12 protein-coding genes are annotated in these 16,027 nt (G+C 56.0%); 2 read left to right on the top strand and 10 right to left on the bottom strand.

The genetic code is table 11. From position 1 onward, the window contains the following. Positions 1–3: 3 nt before the first annotated feature. The 4 genes from AC1EK1_RS06685 to pnuC form a co-directional block, all read right to left on the bottom strand. Positions 4–951, bottom strand: a complete 948-nt coding sequence (locus AC1EK1_RS06685) for a phosphoribosylaminoimidazolesuccinocarboxamide synthase (RefSeq protein WP_480306313.1) — start codon at positions 949–951, stop codon at positions 4–6. Positions 952–955: 4 nt separating this feature from the next. Further along, positions 956–1,933 (bottom strand): PhoH family protein, encoded by a 978-nt coding sequence (locus AC1EK1_RS06680; RefSeq protein ID WP_480306311.1) that lies wholly within the window; start codon positions 1,931–1,933, stop codon positions 956–958. Beyond that, positions 1,930–2,373 (bottom strand): thioredoxin family protein, encoded by a 444-nt coding sequence (locus tag AC1EK1_RS06675; RefSeq protein ID WP_480306309.1) that lies wholly within the window; start codon positions 2,371–2,373, stop codon positions 1,930–1,932. Before AC1EK1_RS06675 ends, AC1EK1_RS06680 begins: the two co-directional genes overlap by 4 nt. Before the next feature lie 112 nt (positions 2,374–2,485). Beyond that, a complete protein-coding gene (pnuC, locus tag AC1EK1_RS06670; RefSeq protein ID WP_480306308.1) occupies positions 2,486–3,223 on the bottom strand; it encodes a nicotinamide riboside transporter PnuC in 738 nt (245 codons plus the stop codon). A 30-nt stretch (positions 3,224–3,253) separates the two neighbouring features. Between pnuC and AC1EK1_RS06665 the strand changes: the two genes are divergently transcribed. Both AC1EK1_RS06665 and AC1EK1_RS06660 read left to right on the top strand, forming a co-directional pair. Further along, complete coding sequence (locus tag AC1EK1_RS06665) at positions 3,254–3,883, top strand: HAD family hydrolase (RefSeq protein ID WP_480306306.1); 630 nt, start codon at positions 3,254–3,256, stop codon at positions 3,881–3,883. Continuing rightward, positions 3,880–4,491: an IMPACT family protein gene (locus AC1EK1_RS06660; RefSeq protein ID WP_480306305.1), complete on the top strand. Its 612-nt coding sequence runs from the start codon at positions 3,880–3,882 to the stop codon at positions 4,489–4,491. Before AC1EK1_RS06665 ends, AC1EK1_RS06660 begins: the two co-directional genes overlap by 4 nt. Positions 4,492–4,885: 394 nt before the next feature. Here AC1EK1_RS06660 and AC1EK1_RS06655 read toward each other — a convergent pair whose 3' ends face one another. Genes AC1EK1_RS06655 through AC1EK1_RS06630 form a run of 6 tightly spaced genes read right to left on the bottom strand, consistent with a single transcriptional unit; the run spans position 4,886 to position 15,705 of the window. Continuing rightward, positions 4,886–7,120 (bottom strand): hypothetical protein, encoded by a 2,235-nt coding sequence (locus AC1EK1_RS06655; protein WP_480306304.1) that lies wholly within the window; start codon positions 7,118–7,120, stop codon positions 4,886–4,888. A gap of 48 nt (positions 7,121–7,168) precedes the next feature. Further along, positions 7,169–8,299 carry a BACON domain-containing protein gene (locus tag AC1EK1_RS06650; RefSeq protein WP_480306302.1) on the bottom strand — a complete coding sequence of 377 codons (1,131 nt, stop codon included), beginning with the start codon at positions 8,297–8,299 and terminating at the stop codon, positions 7,169–7,171. 25 nt (positions 8,300–8,324) lie between these two features. Continuing rightward, the gene (locus AC1EK1_RS06645; protein ID WP_480306301.1) at positions 8,325–9,614 is read right to left on the bottom strand and encodes a DUF4302 domain-containing protein; all 1,290 of its coding nucleotides are present in this window, start codon (positions 9,612–9,614) and stop codon (positions 8,325–8,327) included. Continuing rightward, positions 9,611–10,753: a zinc-binding metallopeptidase gene (locus tag AC1EK1_RS06640; protein ID WP_480307272.1), complete on the bottom strand. Its 1,143-nt coding sequence runs from the start codon at positions 10,751–10,753 to the stop codon at positions 9,611–9,613. Before AC1EK1_RS06640 ends, AC1EK1_RS06645 begins: the two co-directional genes overlap by 4 nt. Beyond that, positions 10,753–12,351: a RagB/SusD family nutrient uptake outer membrane protein gene (locus AC1EK1_RS06635; RefSeq protein ID WP_480306299.1), complete on the bottom strand. Its 1,599-nt coding sequence runs from the start codon at positions 12,349–12,351 to the stop codon at positions 10,753–10,755. Before AC1EK1_RS06635 ends, AC1EK1_RS06640 begins: the two co-directional genes overlap by 1 nt. Positions 12,352–12,372: 21 nt before the next feature. Beyond that, the gene (locus AC1EK1_RS06630) at positions 12,373–15,705 is read right to left on the bottom strand and encodes a SusC/RagA family TonB-linked outer membrane protein (RefSeq protein WP_480306297.1); all 3,333 of its coding nucleotides are present in this window, start codon (positions 15,703–15,705) and stop codon (positions 12,373–12,375) included. Between the last annotated feature and the right edge of the window lie 322 nt (positions 15,706–16,027).

Genomic DNA, 16,027 nt, shown 5'->3' with positions numbered 1-16,027 from the left:
GGTTTACCGTTCGTTGATCCAAGCGGTGAGGTTGCGCTCTATGCGTCCTTCTAGGTCATCGGTTGGGTGCTTCACAAATTTTTCGCCTGTGATGTGCTCGTACAGCTCAATATAGCGCTCTGTGACACTGGTGCAGTACTCCGGTGTCATCTCCGGGACTTGCTGGCCTTTCTCTCCTTGAAAGCCGTGGTCGATCAGCCACTTGCGTACAAATTCTTTGCTGAGCTGGCGCTGTGGCATCCCTTTCTTGAAGAGCTCCTCGTAGCTGTCGGCGTAGAAGTATCTCGAGGAGTCCGGAGTGTGGATCTCATCGATCAGCATGATTTTGCCGTCCTTTAGACCAAACTCGTACTTGGTGTCCACCAGGATCAGCCCACGCTTCTCGGCCAACTCCGTACCCCGCTCAAAGAGTCGGTACGTGATGGCTTCGATCTGGTTGTAGTGCTCTTCGCTCACCAGTCCTTGGCGTATGATCTCCTCGCGCGATATGTTTTCGTCGTGTCCGCTATCTGCTTTGGTGGTAGGGGTGATGATGGGGTGGGCGAACCTTTGGTTCTCGACCAGGCCTTCTGGCAGCTCCACTCCGCAGAGATTGCGCTCGCCTGCTTGGTAGGCGCGCCATGCACTACCGGTGATGTATCCACGGATGATCATCTCCAGCTTGAGGGGTTCGCACTTGTGTCCCACGGTGACCATCGGGTCGGGTGTGGCAATCTTCCAGTTGGGGACGATGTCTTGGGTGGCGTCTAGGTTTGTGGCTGCGATCTTGTTGAGTATTTCGCCTTTGTAGGGGATGCCCTCGGGTAGGATGACGTCAAAGGCGGATATGCGGTCGGTGGCGACCATCACCAGTAGGTCGCCCTCCAGTGAGTATACATCCCTTACTTTGCCGTGGTAGACGCTCTGCTGACCTGGGAGCGTGAGGTTGGTTTTGATCAGTGCTTGTGCCATAGGTTTATTGGTTGATTGTTTTTTGTAGAGTAGTCTTCTTTTTGTGTCGTTGCTCATCTTCGTCGTAAGCATCGACTATTTTTTTCACGAGGCCGTGCCGCATGATGTCCGTGCGGTCAAAGTCTATCCATCCTATTCCCTCTGTTTTGGCGAGGATCTGCTTGGCTTGTCGGAGTCCGGAGAGTTGTCCACCGGGGAGGTCGATCTGGCTGGTGTCGCCCGTGATGATCATCTTGGCGTTTAGGCCGAGCCGGGTCAAAAACATTTTCATCTGGTGCGTGCTGGTGTTTTGCGCTTCGTCGAGGATCACGACGGCTTCGCTGAGGGTGCGTCCGCGCATAAAGGCCAGCGGGGCTATCTGGATCACACCGCTCTCCATGTACTCACGCAGCTTGGTTGTGGGTACCAGCTCTATCAGTGCGTCGTAGAGGGGTTGCAGGTAGGGGTCTAGCTTTTCTTTCATCTCGCCGGGGAGGAAGCCCAGTTTTTCGCCGGCTTCGACAGCCGGTCGGCTGAGGATGATTCGTCGCACTTGCTTGTTGCGGAGTAGCTTGACGGCCATGGCGATTGCCAGGAAGGTCTTGCCGGTTCCGGCCGGTCCGGTCGCAAAGACCAGGTCGTACTGCTGTACCAGCTCCACCATGCGGGTTTGGTTGTCCGTCCTAGCCACGATGGGTCGTCCGGATGCTCCATAGAGGATCACGTCATCGGCCTTGCGGTGCTCGACGATATTGCCGTGTGCCATTTCGACCACGGTGGTCTCGGGTAGGTCGTTGTACTCCACGGCGTACTTTTCGAGCTGGTGTAGGAGTTTCAAAAAGAGGTCTGTCTCCTTGGGCTCTCCGATCACTTTCATGACATTGCCTCTCGCCATGAGGCGGAGCTTGGGGTGCAGCTCTCGCAGGGCTACGAGGTTGCGGTTGTTGATGCCATAAAAGACGGCAGGGTCGGCTTCTTCGAGCAGGTAGATCCTTTCGTTCATCTGTTTTCCTTTTTCAGCAGTAGGCTTTCGACCCCCTTGATCAGATCCTCCTCGGAGAGTGCGCCCACGCTCAGGGTGGGGATTTCGCTCATGGGGATAAAGAGTAGCGACGGATAGGCCTGTATCCCCAGCTGTCGCATGAGGTTGGGGGCTTTTTCGCCATTGATGCTGTAGACGATGATTCGGCCGGCGTAGGCTTTGGCGAGGCGTTGCAGTCGTGGTTTGAGGGTTTTGCAGTGGACGCACCAGGGGGTGAAGCAGTCGATGATGGCCGGCTTGTCGCCCAGGTACTTCCACGGCCCCCCGGTACGAAAGTCATAGACCTTTTGGGCAAAGTCGTTCGGGGTCAGCTCGATCACCTCTTGGGCATTGCTCCGCAGTGCGAGGAGCGGGAGCAAAATGGGGAGGAGTATGAGGAGTGTGTGCTTTTGTTTTCCCATGTCACAAAGTTAATCATTTTGCCCCTAAAAAAGAGAATCTTGTGCGAAGTGCCGTGTCGCTTTTTTTTGACAAAATGTAGCCCTCCTCTCGCATTGGTATGCGGGCCGAGGACTAGGTGCGAGCCACCTTGCTCAGCCGGTGCCACCGCCACAGTCCAAGTACCGCCACGATGCTGTAGATGACGAAAAAGTAGCCGGTGACCGTGTAGCCCTGTAGGAAGTAGAGTATGCAGTAGAGTACGTTGCTGAGGATCCAGCAGTACCAGGTCTCGATGTACTTCTTGGCCAGGAGCCACATGCCCACCAGGCTCACCGAGGTGGCCAGTGCATCGGGCAGTGGGTAGGGGCTCTCCATGTAGAGTCGGAGTAGGGGCTCGATGGCGACCATGCCCAGTAGCGACACGAGGAGTGTGCAGAGTGCTGTCCGGGTGCGCATGTAGCGGATCCCCACCGTGTCGTCACTGCTCTCGCCACGACTTCGGTGCCAGGCGATCCAGCCTAGGATGCAGGCCACGATGTAGTAGACATTGACGACGATATTGCCATACACTTGGCTCTCCCACGAGATGTAGATGTAAAAGAGGGGCAATACGATCCCCACGGGCCAGAGCCATCTGCTGGCACGCATCTCCAGCCACACGTAGATGATCCCCACGGTGGCCGCCACTAGCTCTATGATTTGCATCTGATCCATAGTTCCCGACAAAGGTAACGAAATGACCCTTTTGGACAAAAGCGTTGCGAGGCCCCCTCCGGACATCGGATCCAAAAGGTAGCGCACCACCACGGAGCGTGATCCCAAAAATGGGTATATTGTCACTCGGTCTGTGCTCCACAGATCGGTCTCCACATTTTTTGTCCCAACCATCAAATTAGCACCATGATCAAAAACATACTACTGGACTTGGGGGGTGTCCTGATCACTCTGGATCACGAGGAGGCGGTTCGTCGCTTCGAGGCGATAGGCGTCCATGATGTCCGAGCTATGCTGGACCCTTATTGCCAGGGTGGCATCTTCTTGGATCTGGAGTCGGGGCGACTCTCCGAGGAGGACTTTGTCGCCACACTTCGCGCGCGGTACGGTGAGCAAGTGACGGCCGAGGCCGTGGAGCATGCTCTACTGGGTTTTTTCAAGCGGGTGGATGAGGAAAAGTTCGACTACATCTACCGAGTCCTTCGGCCCAAGTACCGTCTCTTTTGCCTCTCCAATACCAACCCGATCGTCTCCAAGCTGACCTTGTCTCCGGCCTTCCTCAAGAGTGGTCGCTTGCTTGAGGACCACTTTGAGAGACTCTATCTGTCCTACCGCTTGGGGGTTTGCAAGCCGGATCCCAAGATCTTTGAGCTAATCCTCAAGGATAGTGGGATCCTACCCGGTGAGACGCTCTTCTTGGACGACGGAGCGGCCAATACCGCTATGGGTAGGCAGATGGGCTTTTTGACCTATCGTCCCGAGAATGGTGGCGACTGGCGCGATGCCATAGACCGCCTGGTGGGGGAGCAGGCATGAATAGCTACCGGACGATCGTCGAACCCACGACAGCGCAGTACACCGATAAGCGGAGCCGATTCATCGCTCACGCACTGCCGGTGACCTCTGTCTCGGAGGCGATGGAGCGGATAGAGGCTTTTCGGAGAGAGTACTACGATGCTCGGCACGTATGCTGGGCCTACCGAATCGGCAGGTCGGAGGAGCCGGAGGAGCGAAGCAATGATGATGGCGAACCATCCGGCACCGCCGGAAAACCGATCCTAGGGCAGCTCATCAGCCACGACTTGAGGGATCTGCTGGTCGTCGTCGTGCGCTACTTTGGGGGCGTCAAGCTCGGGACGGGGGGCCTGATCGTGGCTTATCGGGCTGCCACGGTGGCGGCACTGGACGTAGCGGACATCGTGGAGCACACACTCTACACACGGTACCGACTATGCTTCCCATACGACCTGATCAATCCCGTGATGATGATCCTGAGGGAGTATGCCGCCGAGACGATCGACAACGATGCGGACCTCGACGGATACATCTGGAGGGTCCGGATCCCCAATGCTCGGTGTGAGGAGTTTGAGGAGGCATCCGGGCAACTCTATCAGCTAGATTGGTCGCTCATTGAGGAGCTTTGACCTACTGTCTGCGAAAAGAGAATCCTTCTGTCCGTCTAAACGATTGCTGCTATCCGTGAAAAGGTTCGCTTCTATCCGTGAAACTCATGCTCCCCCGTAAGTGGTTGATTATCAACGCCCCCCAAAAGGGGCTTTTTTGATCCCAAAATCGCCTCTTTTTCACCCTGCTTTGAGGGGCCGTTTGGGTGCGAAAAAGTTGGATCTGTCCATCTGTCTGGTGACCTCTCTCCGGTTTGTGGGTGGGGTATGCGGCCGGAGGTCCCCGGGCGACAGGATCGTTGTTGGGGGTGGAATAACAAATAGGAGGATGCACCAATCGCTTGGCACATCCTCCTCTGCGGTCGGGCGTAGCCCTCTCTCCTGCTTGTGCGGAGGGCTACGCTATGGCCTTGCCTTACTCCTTGATCAGTCGGATCGGGGTCGACTTTTGCACTCCGGCGGTCACCATGCGGTTGCCGATGGAGAGGGAGGCTAGGTCGAGTGTGTAGACCGCCTTGAAGCTGGTGCTGTAGGCGGCATCGTACCTGGAGATATAGCGTCCTACCATGCCATTGTTGCGCAGACCCTGTGTCCCATCCTGTGAAGCGTTGTAGCCAATCAGTGGCAGGGTGATGGTGTGGTAGGTAGCGCTGTTGTCGTTCCAAAACTCGGGCTTCTCGAGGTCTGCCATGGTTGTCTCCTTGAGCCCCTCGCCGAGGTAGCGACAGGTGACGATGAGGGCATAGGGACCGGTGAAGCGACCGGGGGTCTCATCGGGATTGTTGTCCAAGACGTAGCGGTAGGCGGTGAAGTTGGAGTAGTCCGTTGCCGCCGGTGCTACCGCACCTCCGGGTAGCCGTGGATCGTCCTTGCCGAGGGCGCCGGTGTGGGGCTTCATCCGGAGGCCGAGGACCAGACGGTAGGTACCGGCACTAAAGTCCCCGGGCTTCTTTTGGACGTTACCCATACCCTTGTACTCGGCAGAGTACCGCTTGGGGCTCTTGCCATCGGTGTCAACCAGCTCAGAGACGTTTTCGCTCAGCTTTTCTTTACCGAAGCCAAACCTGATGGCTCCCTGTTTGGCACTGTTCTCCATGGCTGCTGCCTTGAGCTCGGAGGAGGAGGGGATGATGATCGCCAGCTCCCATGGTGTGGGCAGTCGGTACCCGTCGGGCAGGGTGATGGTGCTGCCGTCTGCCAGCGCTGCCCGGCCGGTGACTTGGTCGTAGGAGAAGTAGCCACTCTGGTCCTGTGCATGACTGGTGGCAAAGGCCTTGCCGGTGTGGTCGAGGTTGTAGTCGGCAAAGCGAGCGAGTGCCAGCCCCGGTAGCGGCAGGCTTGCGGGCTGTGTGATCGTGACCTCGCGGACCAGTGTGGGGTCGTAGGCGTTGGAGATGCGTAGCGTGTAGGTGGCCTCAGAGTCTTCGGAGCTGTTTTTGGGTATAAGCACCTTGAAGGTCTGGGTGACGGTCTCACCTCTGAGGTTGCTTCCGATCTCCTCTATTTTCACCTCCGGCTGGTCGGGTGCTGTGATGTTGACCCGATCCTTGTCCACAGTGGTGGTAAAGAGTAGCTCCGCCGGGTTGCCGGTCGTGAGTGTGAGTGTGGTGGGGTTTTGCCCGGGTGTCTCAGTGAGCAGGTTGCTCGTGACGGTAAAGTCGGGGGTGCTGAACTGTAGCTTCTCGTCGTCCGGCAGGGAGAGAGTGCCACCGCTGCTCCAGCTGTGAGCGACCAGTCCGACCTTGATCAGGCTGAGGATGGGGTTGGTCTCGTCTACCGGCTCACCGATCACCCGCTCGGTGTTGAGGATGAGGCTGTAGATGGTGTTGCGCTTGACTTCCCTATCTTTTAGGACCACGGTGATGGGGTCGATGGGCTTGCCCTTGAGCGTGGCTTCGATCGTGAGGCTCACGGCCTCGATCTTGGGATCCTCGTAGCCATAAAACACAGCCACCGGCTTGGCCGATGGTCCTCCGGCAGTGGGGGTCACTTTGGCAGTGGCTCGTGGCAGGTCGTTGGCGACCTTAGTGGGAGCCAACAGCCCGGTGGCAGGTGCCACACCGGTGATGCTGACGCTCGTGATGTCGAGGTCGTGGACGCGGTTGTAGAGGTCAAAGCGGGAGGCGAGGCGTGCCAGGGCGACATTGCCTAGGTCGTAGGTGGATCCTTGCTCAATATATGCCTCGAGGGGGATGCTGTTGACCATCACGAGAGGGGTCTCCGGTGACAGTGCTGTCTCGACCAACAGAGTGCGGGCCGCTTTTAGCCCTAGGTCGGGGTCGCTCAGCTTGGTACGGAGTGCCTCATCAGCATTGGCAACGATCAGCAGATCCAGGATGCCGCCTTTCGTCAGCTCAGCGGTATAGCTCCCGTCGGTACCCTTTTTGGCAGAGGTGGCGGAGACTTGCTTACCGTCTTCAAAGGCAACGACAAGGAGTTGGTCGATCTTGTTTTCCGCATCAGTGCCGGTGACACTGACCTCCTCTGTGGCACGTAGGGTGTTGGCAGTGGTGAAGCGTAGTGCGTAGGTGGTCTTGGCTTCTTCTTGCGGGATCAGGCAGGGTGGGGTCTCCTTGCCCTTGCAACTACCGAGGGCTAGCAAGAGGAGGGAGAGGAGCCCCCAGGTGAGTGAGTGTTTTCGTGTTTTCATATGTTTATTCCGAGTTCGAGTCCTCTTTTTAGGGAAAAATGCTCTTGTTTATTCTTGCACAAGGTAAAAGTCAAAGAATATGCCGAGTTTGTCGCCATCGGGGCCACCGTAGTATTTGCTGTTGTTTAGATCAAGCAGCATGACCCCGCGCGGCTCCTTGAAGACTCCGGTGCCGTTTTGATTGGCATCCTTGACCTCGCAGTCGCCCTTGTTGGGGCTTTTGAAGACAAAGCGGTGGTACTGTCCATTGGGGGTTGCTTCGGCCAGTGCAATGAACTTGGCTTTTCCTGTCCCAATGAGGTCAAATATGGAGCACTCCTCCTCTCCGGTACCGGAAGAGGCTATGAAGAAGACGTCACGGGGAAGGTGTTGGTTGGAGGCCAATACCAGCTTGTTTTCGTCGATCTGTAGGAGCAGGTCTATGGCCAGCCCTTTGAGGAATACACTTCTACCCACTTCGTGCGCCTCGAGGGTGACGGGCACTGTGATCTCCTCGTCTCCGATGGTTGCATAGAAGGTGTAGGGACCAAGTATGGATTGGTAGTCTATAGTGTTGATGGGGGCAAAGTTGAGGACGACCTTTTGGTTGACGGTCAGCTCCTTTTTGTAGAGCCCTGCCTTGATGGTGACGGTGGCTTGGCGAGGCTTGGAGGTGACGTTGGGTTTTGCCCGGAAGTAGAGGCGATCCTCGATCTGCTCGATGGTGAGCCACTCGGCGGATCCTTCACTCTGGGTGATCTCCAGTGCACTTTCAGCGTGGATAGGAAAGTACTGCTCCCCTCCCTTTTCGGAGAAGGAGAGGTTCTCAAGGCTGGCGTAGTCGACACGCCCCAGCTGAGTGACCGGGATGTGTGCTTTTTTGCCCTCCTTGTCCACGACGATGAGGGCGTTGCGGGTGTCCGCACCGGGGTTGGGCATCGCCACTACTTTTAGGCCCCGTTTGCCGGTCTTGGTGATGGTAATCCACTGCTCTGCTCCGGTAGAGAGGGAGCAGGCAAATCCTTCGTCCGACAGCTCGATGTGACCGGTGCCTCCCTCGTAGTCAAAGGTGACTGTGGAGGAGACGACGCCAAATGGGGTGTCTTGGCCCCCGCAAAGTGTACTGTTGGCTCTTTTGCACCCCGTCGTGAGCGTCATCAGGAGAAGGGTACAGGAGAGGAGTATGTTGATAGGTTTCATAATGCTTGGTCAATAAGCGATGTGATTAGTCTGGAAGTTTGCTCAAGGTCTTCAAGGAGAAGAGCGCCGGTGTTATAGGGGCTATGCTTACTGAAGAGAGGTCGATGGCGGCAAAGGCCCAGATCTCTTTGCCCCACTTGCCGTTGTCCTCAAACTTGTAGACCCCTTCGCTGTTGGGGACAGGTGCTGTGACGAGCCCAATGTCGGAGGCTTGCCCGATGTGACCTTCGGAGTCCAAGGCTACGAGTACGTATTGTTTGCCACCGGCGACTATCGCCTGTGGTGCGAGAAGGATCGCATCGCTCTCCGGTAGGTAGGTGAGGGTTATGTCGTAGGGAAGTCCTTTGACTAGGTATTGGTTCCTTGGTGCCATCTCAAGCTCAACAGGTGCTTGCACCACCTTTCTTGCCCGGAAGTCAATGTACTGTAGCATATACTTGCCCAAGTACTTGGCGTAGGACTTATAGACGGGGTCTTCGCGTAGCGTAAGTGCATCACCGGAGGGGAGCTTCCAGCTCTTGTCCGTGGCGTTCCAGGTGAGCTCAGTCACCTTGAGCAGGGGAGTCAGGAAGCGAAGACCGGTGTCGGTGATGACGTAGGGGGCTTGGACGCGATCGTACTCGCCCTCTATCTCGACGTCAAAGACGTTGAACCCATCGAGGTTGTAGTAGAGGACCACTTTCTTGCCACCGATGGTGCCGGTCCAGGCATCTTGATGGGTGGTCAGGAAGTAGTAGTCGAGGTCAAAGGCCTCTGCCTTGAGGGCACGAGCTTTGGCATAGTAGGCGTCGACACCCTCCTTGGGGCGGTGGAGCGTGATGATGTTGTCGCTCATCTTGCCCCGCAGGGTGATCCGGTCGGCAGATTGGCTCAGGACCACCATGGACCAGTCGCCCAAGAATCCTTTGCCTCTCCCATGCCCGTCATTGATATCCGGGTCGGCGAAGTAGTGAAATGTGGGGTTGTAGGTGTCAAAGGAGAGCACGGTACCCTTGTCCGACTGTATGCTGTATAGGCCGGAAGTGGCGGGTGCGTCTTGCTTTTGGAGTTCACTGTTGACGATCACTTCGCCACTTTTCTGGAAGCGGACGTGCATGAGGAATCCCCCAAAGGACTGATTTTCGTCGGGTGTGTATTCCATGATCCACCCCTCGGGTGCATCTGTGAGAAACCGGCGTAGCTCCGCCACCGCAGAGGCGGTGCGCTCGGAGGGAGATTCGGGGAAAAGGGCTTTGTTCTTTACTCCTGTACATCCTGCCAGGACCAGTAGTGTGATCGCAAGGGTATATAGTTGCTTCATGGTATTGTCGGTCATTGGATAGAGGGTTTGAGGTCAGGAAGATTGACTCGGGCGGGGTCTTGCATGAACTGTGTGATCATCTGGCACCTATTGGTGTGGTCATTTTCTGCAGGTACATTGCGGAAGTCAGGGTTGCTCATCAGTGCTTCCCATACGGCACTGCGCAGAGCCGCTTGTTGTGCGGCGGTGGTGGGTGTCACCGGTGTCTGGAGCAGAGGCTTCCACGCATCGTCGATAAGCTGGATGTGTGCGACCTCGGCTGTGCGTCTCTGTACGACTGCGCGCAGCTGGTCCATGTCGATATTCCACTTGTCCTTCATGTAGCCTTTCATCAGCTCGATCTTGCGCAGGATTTTGTCTCGCCCTTCGGTATTTTCTTTGCCATTTTCATCCTTGGTCACCGCTAGGTTGTTGAGCAGGTTGTCCCACTCTTCGTCGGTGTAGGTGAGGTAGTAGGCGGTCACCTCGGTGATATCCTCTACCGGTTGGCTACCGGCATAGGGAGAGACAAAGCCGAGGAGTGCGGCCTCTTTTTCCCGACGATCCTGCCATGAGGTGGCGGCGTAGTCCCCTTGGCTGATGGCACTGTACTCTTTGCGGGGCCAGTCGTGCTTCTGCTGTAGGATGTGGGTAAACTCATGGTGCATGGTGTGAAAGTAGTAGGTATTCATCATCGCCGGATTGGTCTCGTCCAGCCAGTTGGTCTGGTAGAGGGTCACTTTCAGACCGCCTTCGGCAGTACCGAGGAGGATGGTACCGTTGGCGTTGTATCCGGGTGAGCCGATCAGCATGAGTATTCGTGGCAGGCGATCGCGCATAAAGTCCACTCCGGCTACCTCGTTGTAGGCATCGATCCAAGCATGCTGGACGACCTTCGCCATCTTCATACTTTTTTCCAGGCTGGCCGGAGCCAAGTGCCGGGCAAAGTCGATCTCTTTGTCGTCCATGCGGTACATGAAGCGTACGTTGTATGGGTCGACGAAGTTTTGCTTGATCCAGGTGTCAAAGGCGTTCTCGGGGGATTTTTCGAAGCGGACGACACTTCGCCCGTTGTCGGGGAGGTCTCTCTCTTTGCACCCGGTGGATAGAGCCACGGTAGCCAGCAGGAGTGTGGCACTTAGTATTTTGGTAGTTGTCTTCATTATTATGTTCATTATTTGTTAGACCTAGGCACAAAGGGCTGTATCTGTTGGATGATGGCTGTGCTGACTGCGCTCATGGGTTTGCGGTCGGGTCTGTTGGCAGGGAGACCGGCGGTGATGACGTCACTCGGTATCTCGATGGCACGTCTGGGGTCGTCCGTGGTCAGGGTGATGTCGCTACCTCGTGCGACGTTGTGTGTGATCTCTATTCCGTAGCGCTTGATGTCCTCCCACCGCTGTCCGGTGTGGATGCTCTCGATACGGCGAGCGTGTAGGACGGCTTGGATCAGATTGGTCTGCAGTCCGGGCTCCAGCTCAAACTTGGGGTGCAGTGGTTTTGCCACCGGGTGTTTCTTGGCAGCTGCCCCCTCGTAGTACTCAGCGATCTCGGCCGCACTGAGGTTGACCTTGGCGCCTTTGGCATTGTACCACATGTTGAGGTCCTTTGCGGCTAGGTCGTACTGCTTGGTGAGGACGTAGGCTTCGGCTCTAAAGAGAAGGGTCATGTCGCTGCTAAAGGGGACATCCACCACGTGTACATACCCGACACCTGCCACGATATCGGTGTACTCAAATATCTCGTAGTACCGTGCCAAGAAGTTGTTTTCGGCAGCGGAGCTAGAGAAGTTGTAGATACCTTTGGAAAGGAGGGGCAGCCCTGAGCCCCATGGTCCTGAGCTTAGCAGAATCTGCGAGCTCATGATGGAGCTGTGTACGCCATACCTAGCGGCTATGATGTCTCTAAACCAGGTCGAGTTCATCGGCACGATAAGGTAGTTGCAGGGCACGTTTTCGTTAATGTATAATTGGCCCCACTCTGCGGGGGTGTTGGCCTTATTGAGCTCATTGTAGCTCCGCAACGTAGGTGCCGGGTTGGGGCCGAGTGCCTGTGTAGCATACTGTATGGCCTTGTCCCACTGCTCGGCGTAGAGGGCTACTTTGGCGGCAAAGGCGTATGCGGCTTGAGTGTTGAAGTGGTAGGCGGGCACCTTCAGCTTGGCATCGTCGATCAAGGGTAGTCCCTTGGAGATGTCCATCATGATGCTGTCGTAGTTGGCTTGCAGGGTCTCGCGCTTGTAGGTGGTTCCGATCTTGCTCTCCACCTTGGTTGCATAGGGGATACCCAGTGCGCTCTTGGCGGTTGTCGGGCTGTAGGCCGGAGCAAAAGTATTGACCATCAAAAAGTGGCTGTACGCTCGGCAGATCAGCGCTTCACCTTTGGCGGCTTGTAGCTCCGGTCCGTCGCCTAGTTTTTTGATCCCGTCGAGAAGGATGTTGACGTTGGCTATGGAGCTGTAGCATTCGTTCCAGAGGCCGAGGGTGTTGTCCTCACTGGCAGGGCCGGTGTTGGCTTTCCAGTGGTAGTTTTCACGCACATGGATGCGGGACGACTCCTCGAAGCGTGGACCATTGTCCATCACGTTGTCGGTGCGGTGCTCAAATATCGGTGCGGTGAACTTGGTCGGGTAGCACGACACCAGCATCTCGTACACCTTGTCGGTGCTATTGAGGTTGGAGCGGCTGTCGGGCGTTACGTCCAAAAAGGAGTCGCACCCTGTCGTCAGAGCGGTGAGCAGTCCGGCCAGTATAGATATCTTTATTGTTTTCATATTCGTCAGGTCATCATTAGGTTAGAATCCAATACGCACAGTGGCCGTGATCTGCTTGGGCACAGGGGCCGATACACCTCCCGAGCGGAAGAACTCCGGATCTTGTCCGTTGAGTGCCGGGTCGGCGTAGAGTAGCAGTAGGTTAGTTGCCTGCAGCTTGAGCGAAGCGTTTTGCAGGACGGTACCCTCCAGCCATCTCTTGGGCATGGTGTAGGTCAGTGAGACCTCCTTGAGGCGGACGAAGTCTCCCTTCGCCACACGGGCAGAGGAGTAGTTGTAGGTGTTGAATCCGGTTGCGATCCGCGAGATAGTCTTGTAGTCTCTGTAGCTGGGCACAGCGGGGATGATCGTCCGGGCTTCGTTGCCACCGACCACCCAGCGGTTGTTGAATTCGCGAGGGGTAGCCGTCAGGTCATCGTACCGGGCTCTAAAGACCGGATCCAGGCGGATCACATTGCCTGCCGAGTAGGTCACGAAGAGGTTGAGGCGCCACTCCTTGTAGCTGAGGATGTTGCCAAAGGAGCCATTGATCGTCGGATCGGTGGGGCCCTCGTACTTCAGGTAGTCCACATTGTCCCGCTCCTGGAGGTTGATCGAGCCGTAGCTACGACTGTCGATCACTTGGTCTTGGATCTTGAACTTGGGGTAGCCACGGTCATCCAGCCCCTCAAATGGTATGGAGAAAAGACCGCGTACCGGGTAGCCTTTGCGTGCAAATCCGGACCCGGAGATGAAGTTGAAGACAGTCGAGCGGGTATTGAGCTCGGTGATCTCATTGGTGTTGTATCCAAAGATAAAGTCAGTCGTCCACGAGAAGTCTCGTGTCTCTATGTTGCGAGTGGAGAGCGAAAACTCTACCCCCTTGCTCTTCATGGCGGCGACGTTGCCCAGTCGGTTGGTCTCTCCTCCGACGCCTTGTGTGATGGCGTAGCCGATCAGGTCAAAGTTGTTGCGTCGGTACCAGTCAAAGACGACATTGATGCGGTTGTTGAGGAAGCCCATGTCCACACCGACGTTGATCTCGTGCTTCTTTTCGTAGGTGAGGTCTTCATTGGCGAGCGAGAGGCGGGTCAGCCCGGACTCAGCTGATTCAGCGGACGGACGCCATGGGGTGTAGCTCTTCAGGACGATATCCGGGCTGGTGATACCGATGGGGCCCGGGTCAGCGGTCAGTGAGTAGGATCCACGGAGGGTGAAGTGGGTGAGCCACTTGAGGTAGTCGCTCCTAAACCACTCCTCCTCATGGGCGTTCCATGCGGCGGCGACGTTCCAGGTCGGCAGCCAGCGTGCTTGGCGACTCTTGCCTAGGCGGTTGGATCCCTCGTAGCGTGCTGTGCCGGTGAGGGTGTATCGGCCCATGTAGGAGTAGGTGGCAGTGCCAAAGATTGCGTGGGTGCGGTTGCGGGTGTTGACCAAGCTGTAGTAGGGGATGTTCATCTCCTTCATGCGCTTGAAGGCCAAGTAGTCCCAAAAAGCCAGCTCTCCGCTCTGGTACTGCATCCCCCAGCCGTCAAAGTGATTGAGGGTACGGTCTTGGGCGTTAAACTCCACACCGGCATAGCTATTGATGATGTGTGCGTCGGCGATCACCGTATTGTACTGAGCACTGGTGCGAAAGTCGTAGCTGAGCATCCGGTAGTTCTTGGTGTTGTAAAATCCTCCCTTGGGCAGGACTGACTTGGGTAGCTCGTTGATCTTGTCCGGGTCTTTGTAGAGCCAGTTGTTGCGCTGTTGGACAGTGGCGTCTTGCATAGCTCGGTAGGCGAGTGCTTGGTTGGAGTCGTCCTTGATCTTGTGCTCCTGCATGGTGCCCGAGTAGCGCACAGCGGCGAGTGCCTGGAGCTTGAGCTCGCGGATGGGCTTCCACTCCAGCTGTGTCTGGAATCTCACGTCGATCACATCGAGGTTGAGGAAGTTGTTGTCCAGCTCCTTTTTGATGTTGAATGGCGCAAAGTTACGGGTGTACTCTTCGCTCGGGTCGAGTGTCCGGCTGGAGTTGATGGCATAGGAGTAGGGGTTGATGTCAAAGGCTCTCGATACGGTACCGCTCACTGGGTCGGCATCCTGCGACAGGGTCCCCGGTGCTGTCTGCTGGCGGTAGGAGGCATTGGCGATCATGTTGAGCGACACTTGGTCGGTGAAGTGGTAGGTGTTGTTGAGGTTGGCGGTGTAGCGTCGTACCGCACTGCTCCTCATCCAGCCCGGGTCGGTCATCAGTGAGAGGGAGGCGTAGGTCTGGCTCTTGTCGGTACCGGAGGACATGCTCACCGAGTGGTTCATCATCACAGCAGGGCTGAATAGCTCGGCAAACCAGTCTGTGTTGATCATCTCGTACTTTTTGAGAAAGCCTGCCTTGGCCTCCGGTGTGTTGGGTAGCCCAAAGATCCCCTTCTTGGGGTCGTAGTTGTGGATGAGGTGGTACATGTTGCCAAAGACACCACTGTCCGCAGCCCGATAGGTCTCTGCCAGGTTGAGCCAGCCTTTTCGCTCCAGCTCCATGTAGAAGTCCATCTGGTCTTGGGAGTTCATGATATTGAAGTCGTTGTACGACGGTATCAGTCGGGTCGTGAACTCACCGGTGTAGCTAAAGTTTGCAGTGCCTTTGCGTCCTTTTTTGGTCGTGATGACGATGACCCCCGCCATTGCCTTGGCACCGTATATAGAGGTTGCCGATCCATCCTTGAGGATCTGGAAGGACTCAATGTCATCGGGGTTGAGCCCTGCGATCGCAGAGGAGATCAGTGTGGTGGCGTCTCCACTGGATAGCTCGTCGGGGCCTACCTCTACGACACTCTCCTGGATCACACCGTCCACCACCCAGAGTGGGCTGGAGTTGCCATAGATGGAGGTGGCACCGCGGACACGGATCTTGGGTGCCGTGCCGAACGTACCACTGACGTTTTGGACCGTCACACCGGCCGCACGTCCCTCCAGTCCGCGCGAGACATCCGCCATACCGTTGAGCTTCACTTTGTCGCCCTCCAGTTGGTCGGTCGCTCCGGTGAATAGTCGCTTGTCTTGTGCCACCATACCGGTCACCACCACCTCACCGAGCAGTTCGGCATCAGGGACCAGCTTGATGCGCATTCCCTTCTTGGCTTTTGCTTCTACACTCTTGTAGCCGACGAAGGAGATCACGATGGTGCTTCCCTCTTTTACATTGATCTTGAACTGCCCATCCATATTGGTCGTTGTACCCTTGGATGGATCCGCCTTGGAACGGACGGTTGCCCCAAATACGGCTTCGTTGGTTTCGTCTACGACAGTCCCCGTGATCTCGGTGGTCTGTGCAAACAGTGACGATGCCGTAAATAGGATGGTGGCTAGGAGCCACAGCAATCTACTCTGTTTCATAAAATTTGTTTGTTCATTTGATTCCGCTGATGACAGTGAGTCAAAAAGCATGAAGGGAGTTTGGGTGAAAATAACTCTTTTTTGCGCTTTGTTTGCCTGATTGTTTCTTGTCAGTCACTTCTTTTTCGTATGAATGATTTCAAATTTGAACAATTTTTGGCAAACGGCCAAGGATTGGCGTCTGTAATTCGCTTTTTTTTGTTTTTGCAGTCAATTGGTCGCCTACAGGGTATTCCTTAAAATAAATTATAATGAGTCTTTCGTGGGAAGCTGAGCTTCATCTTTTGCTTCGGCTGTTTTTGCCTTCTATCCGTCGGGGCGA

The sequence above is a fragment of the Porphyromonas sp. C0026D3 genome, from assembly GCF_056590775.1.
This window is presented reverse-complemented; position numbering and strand designations above follow the sequence as displayed.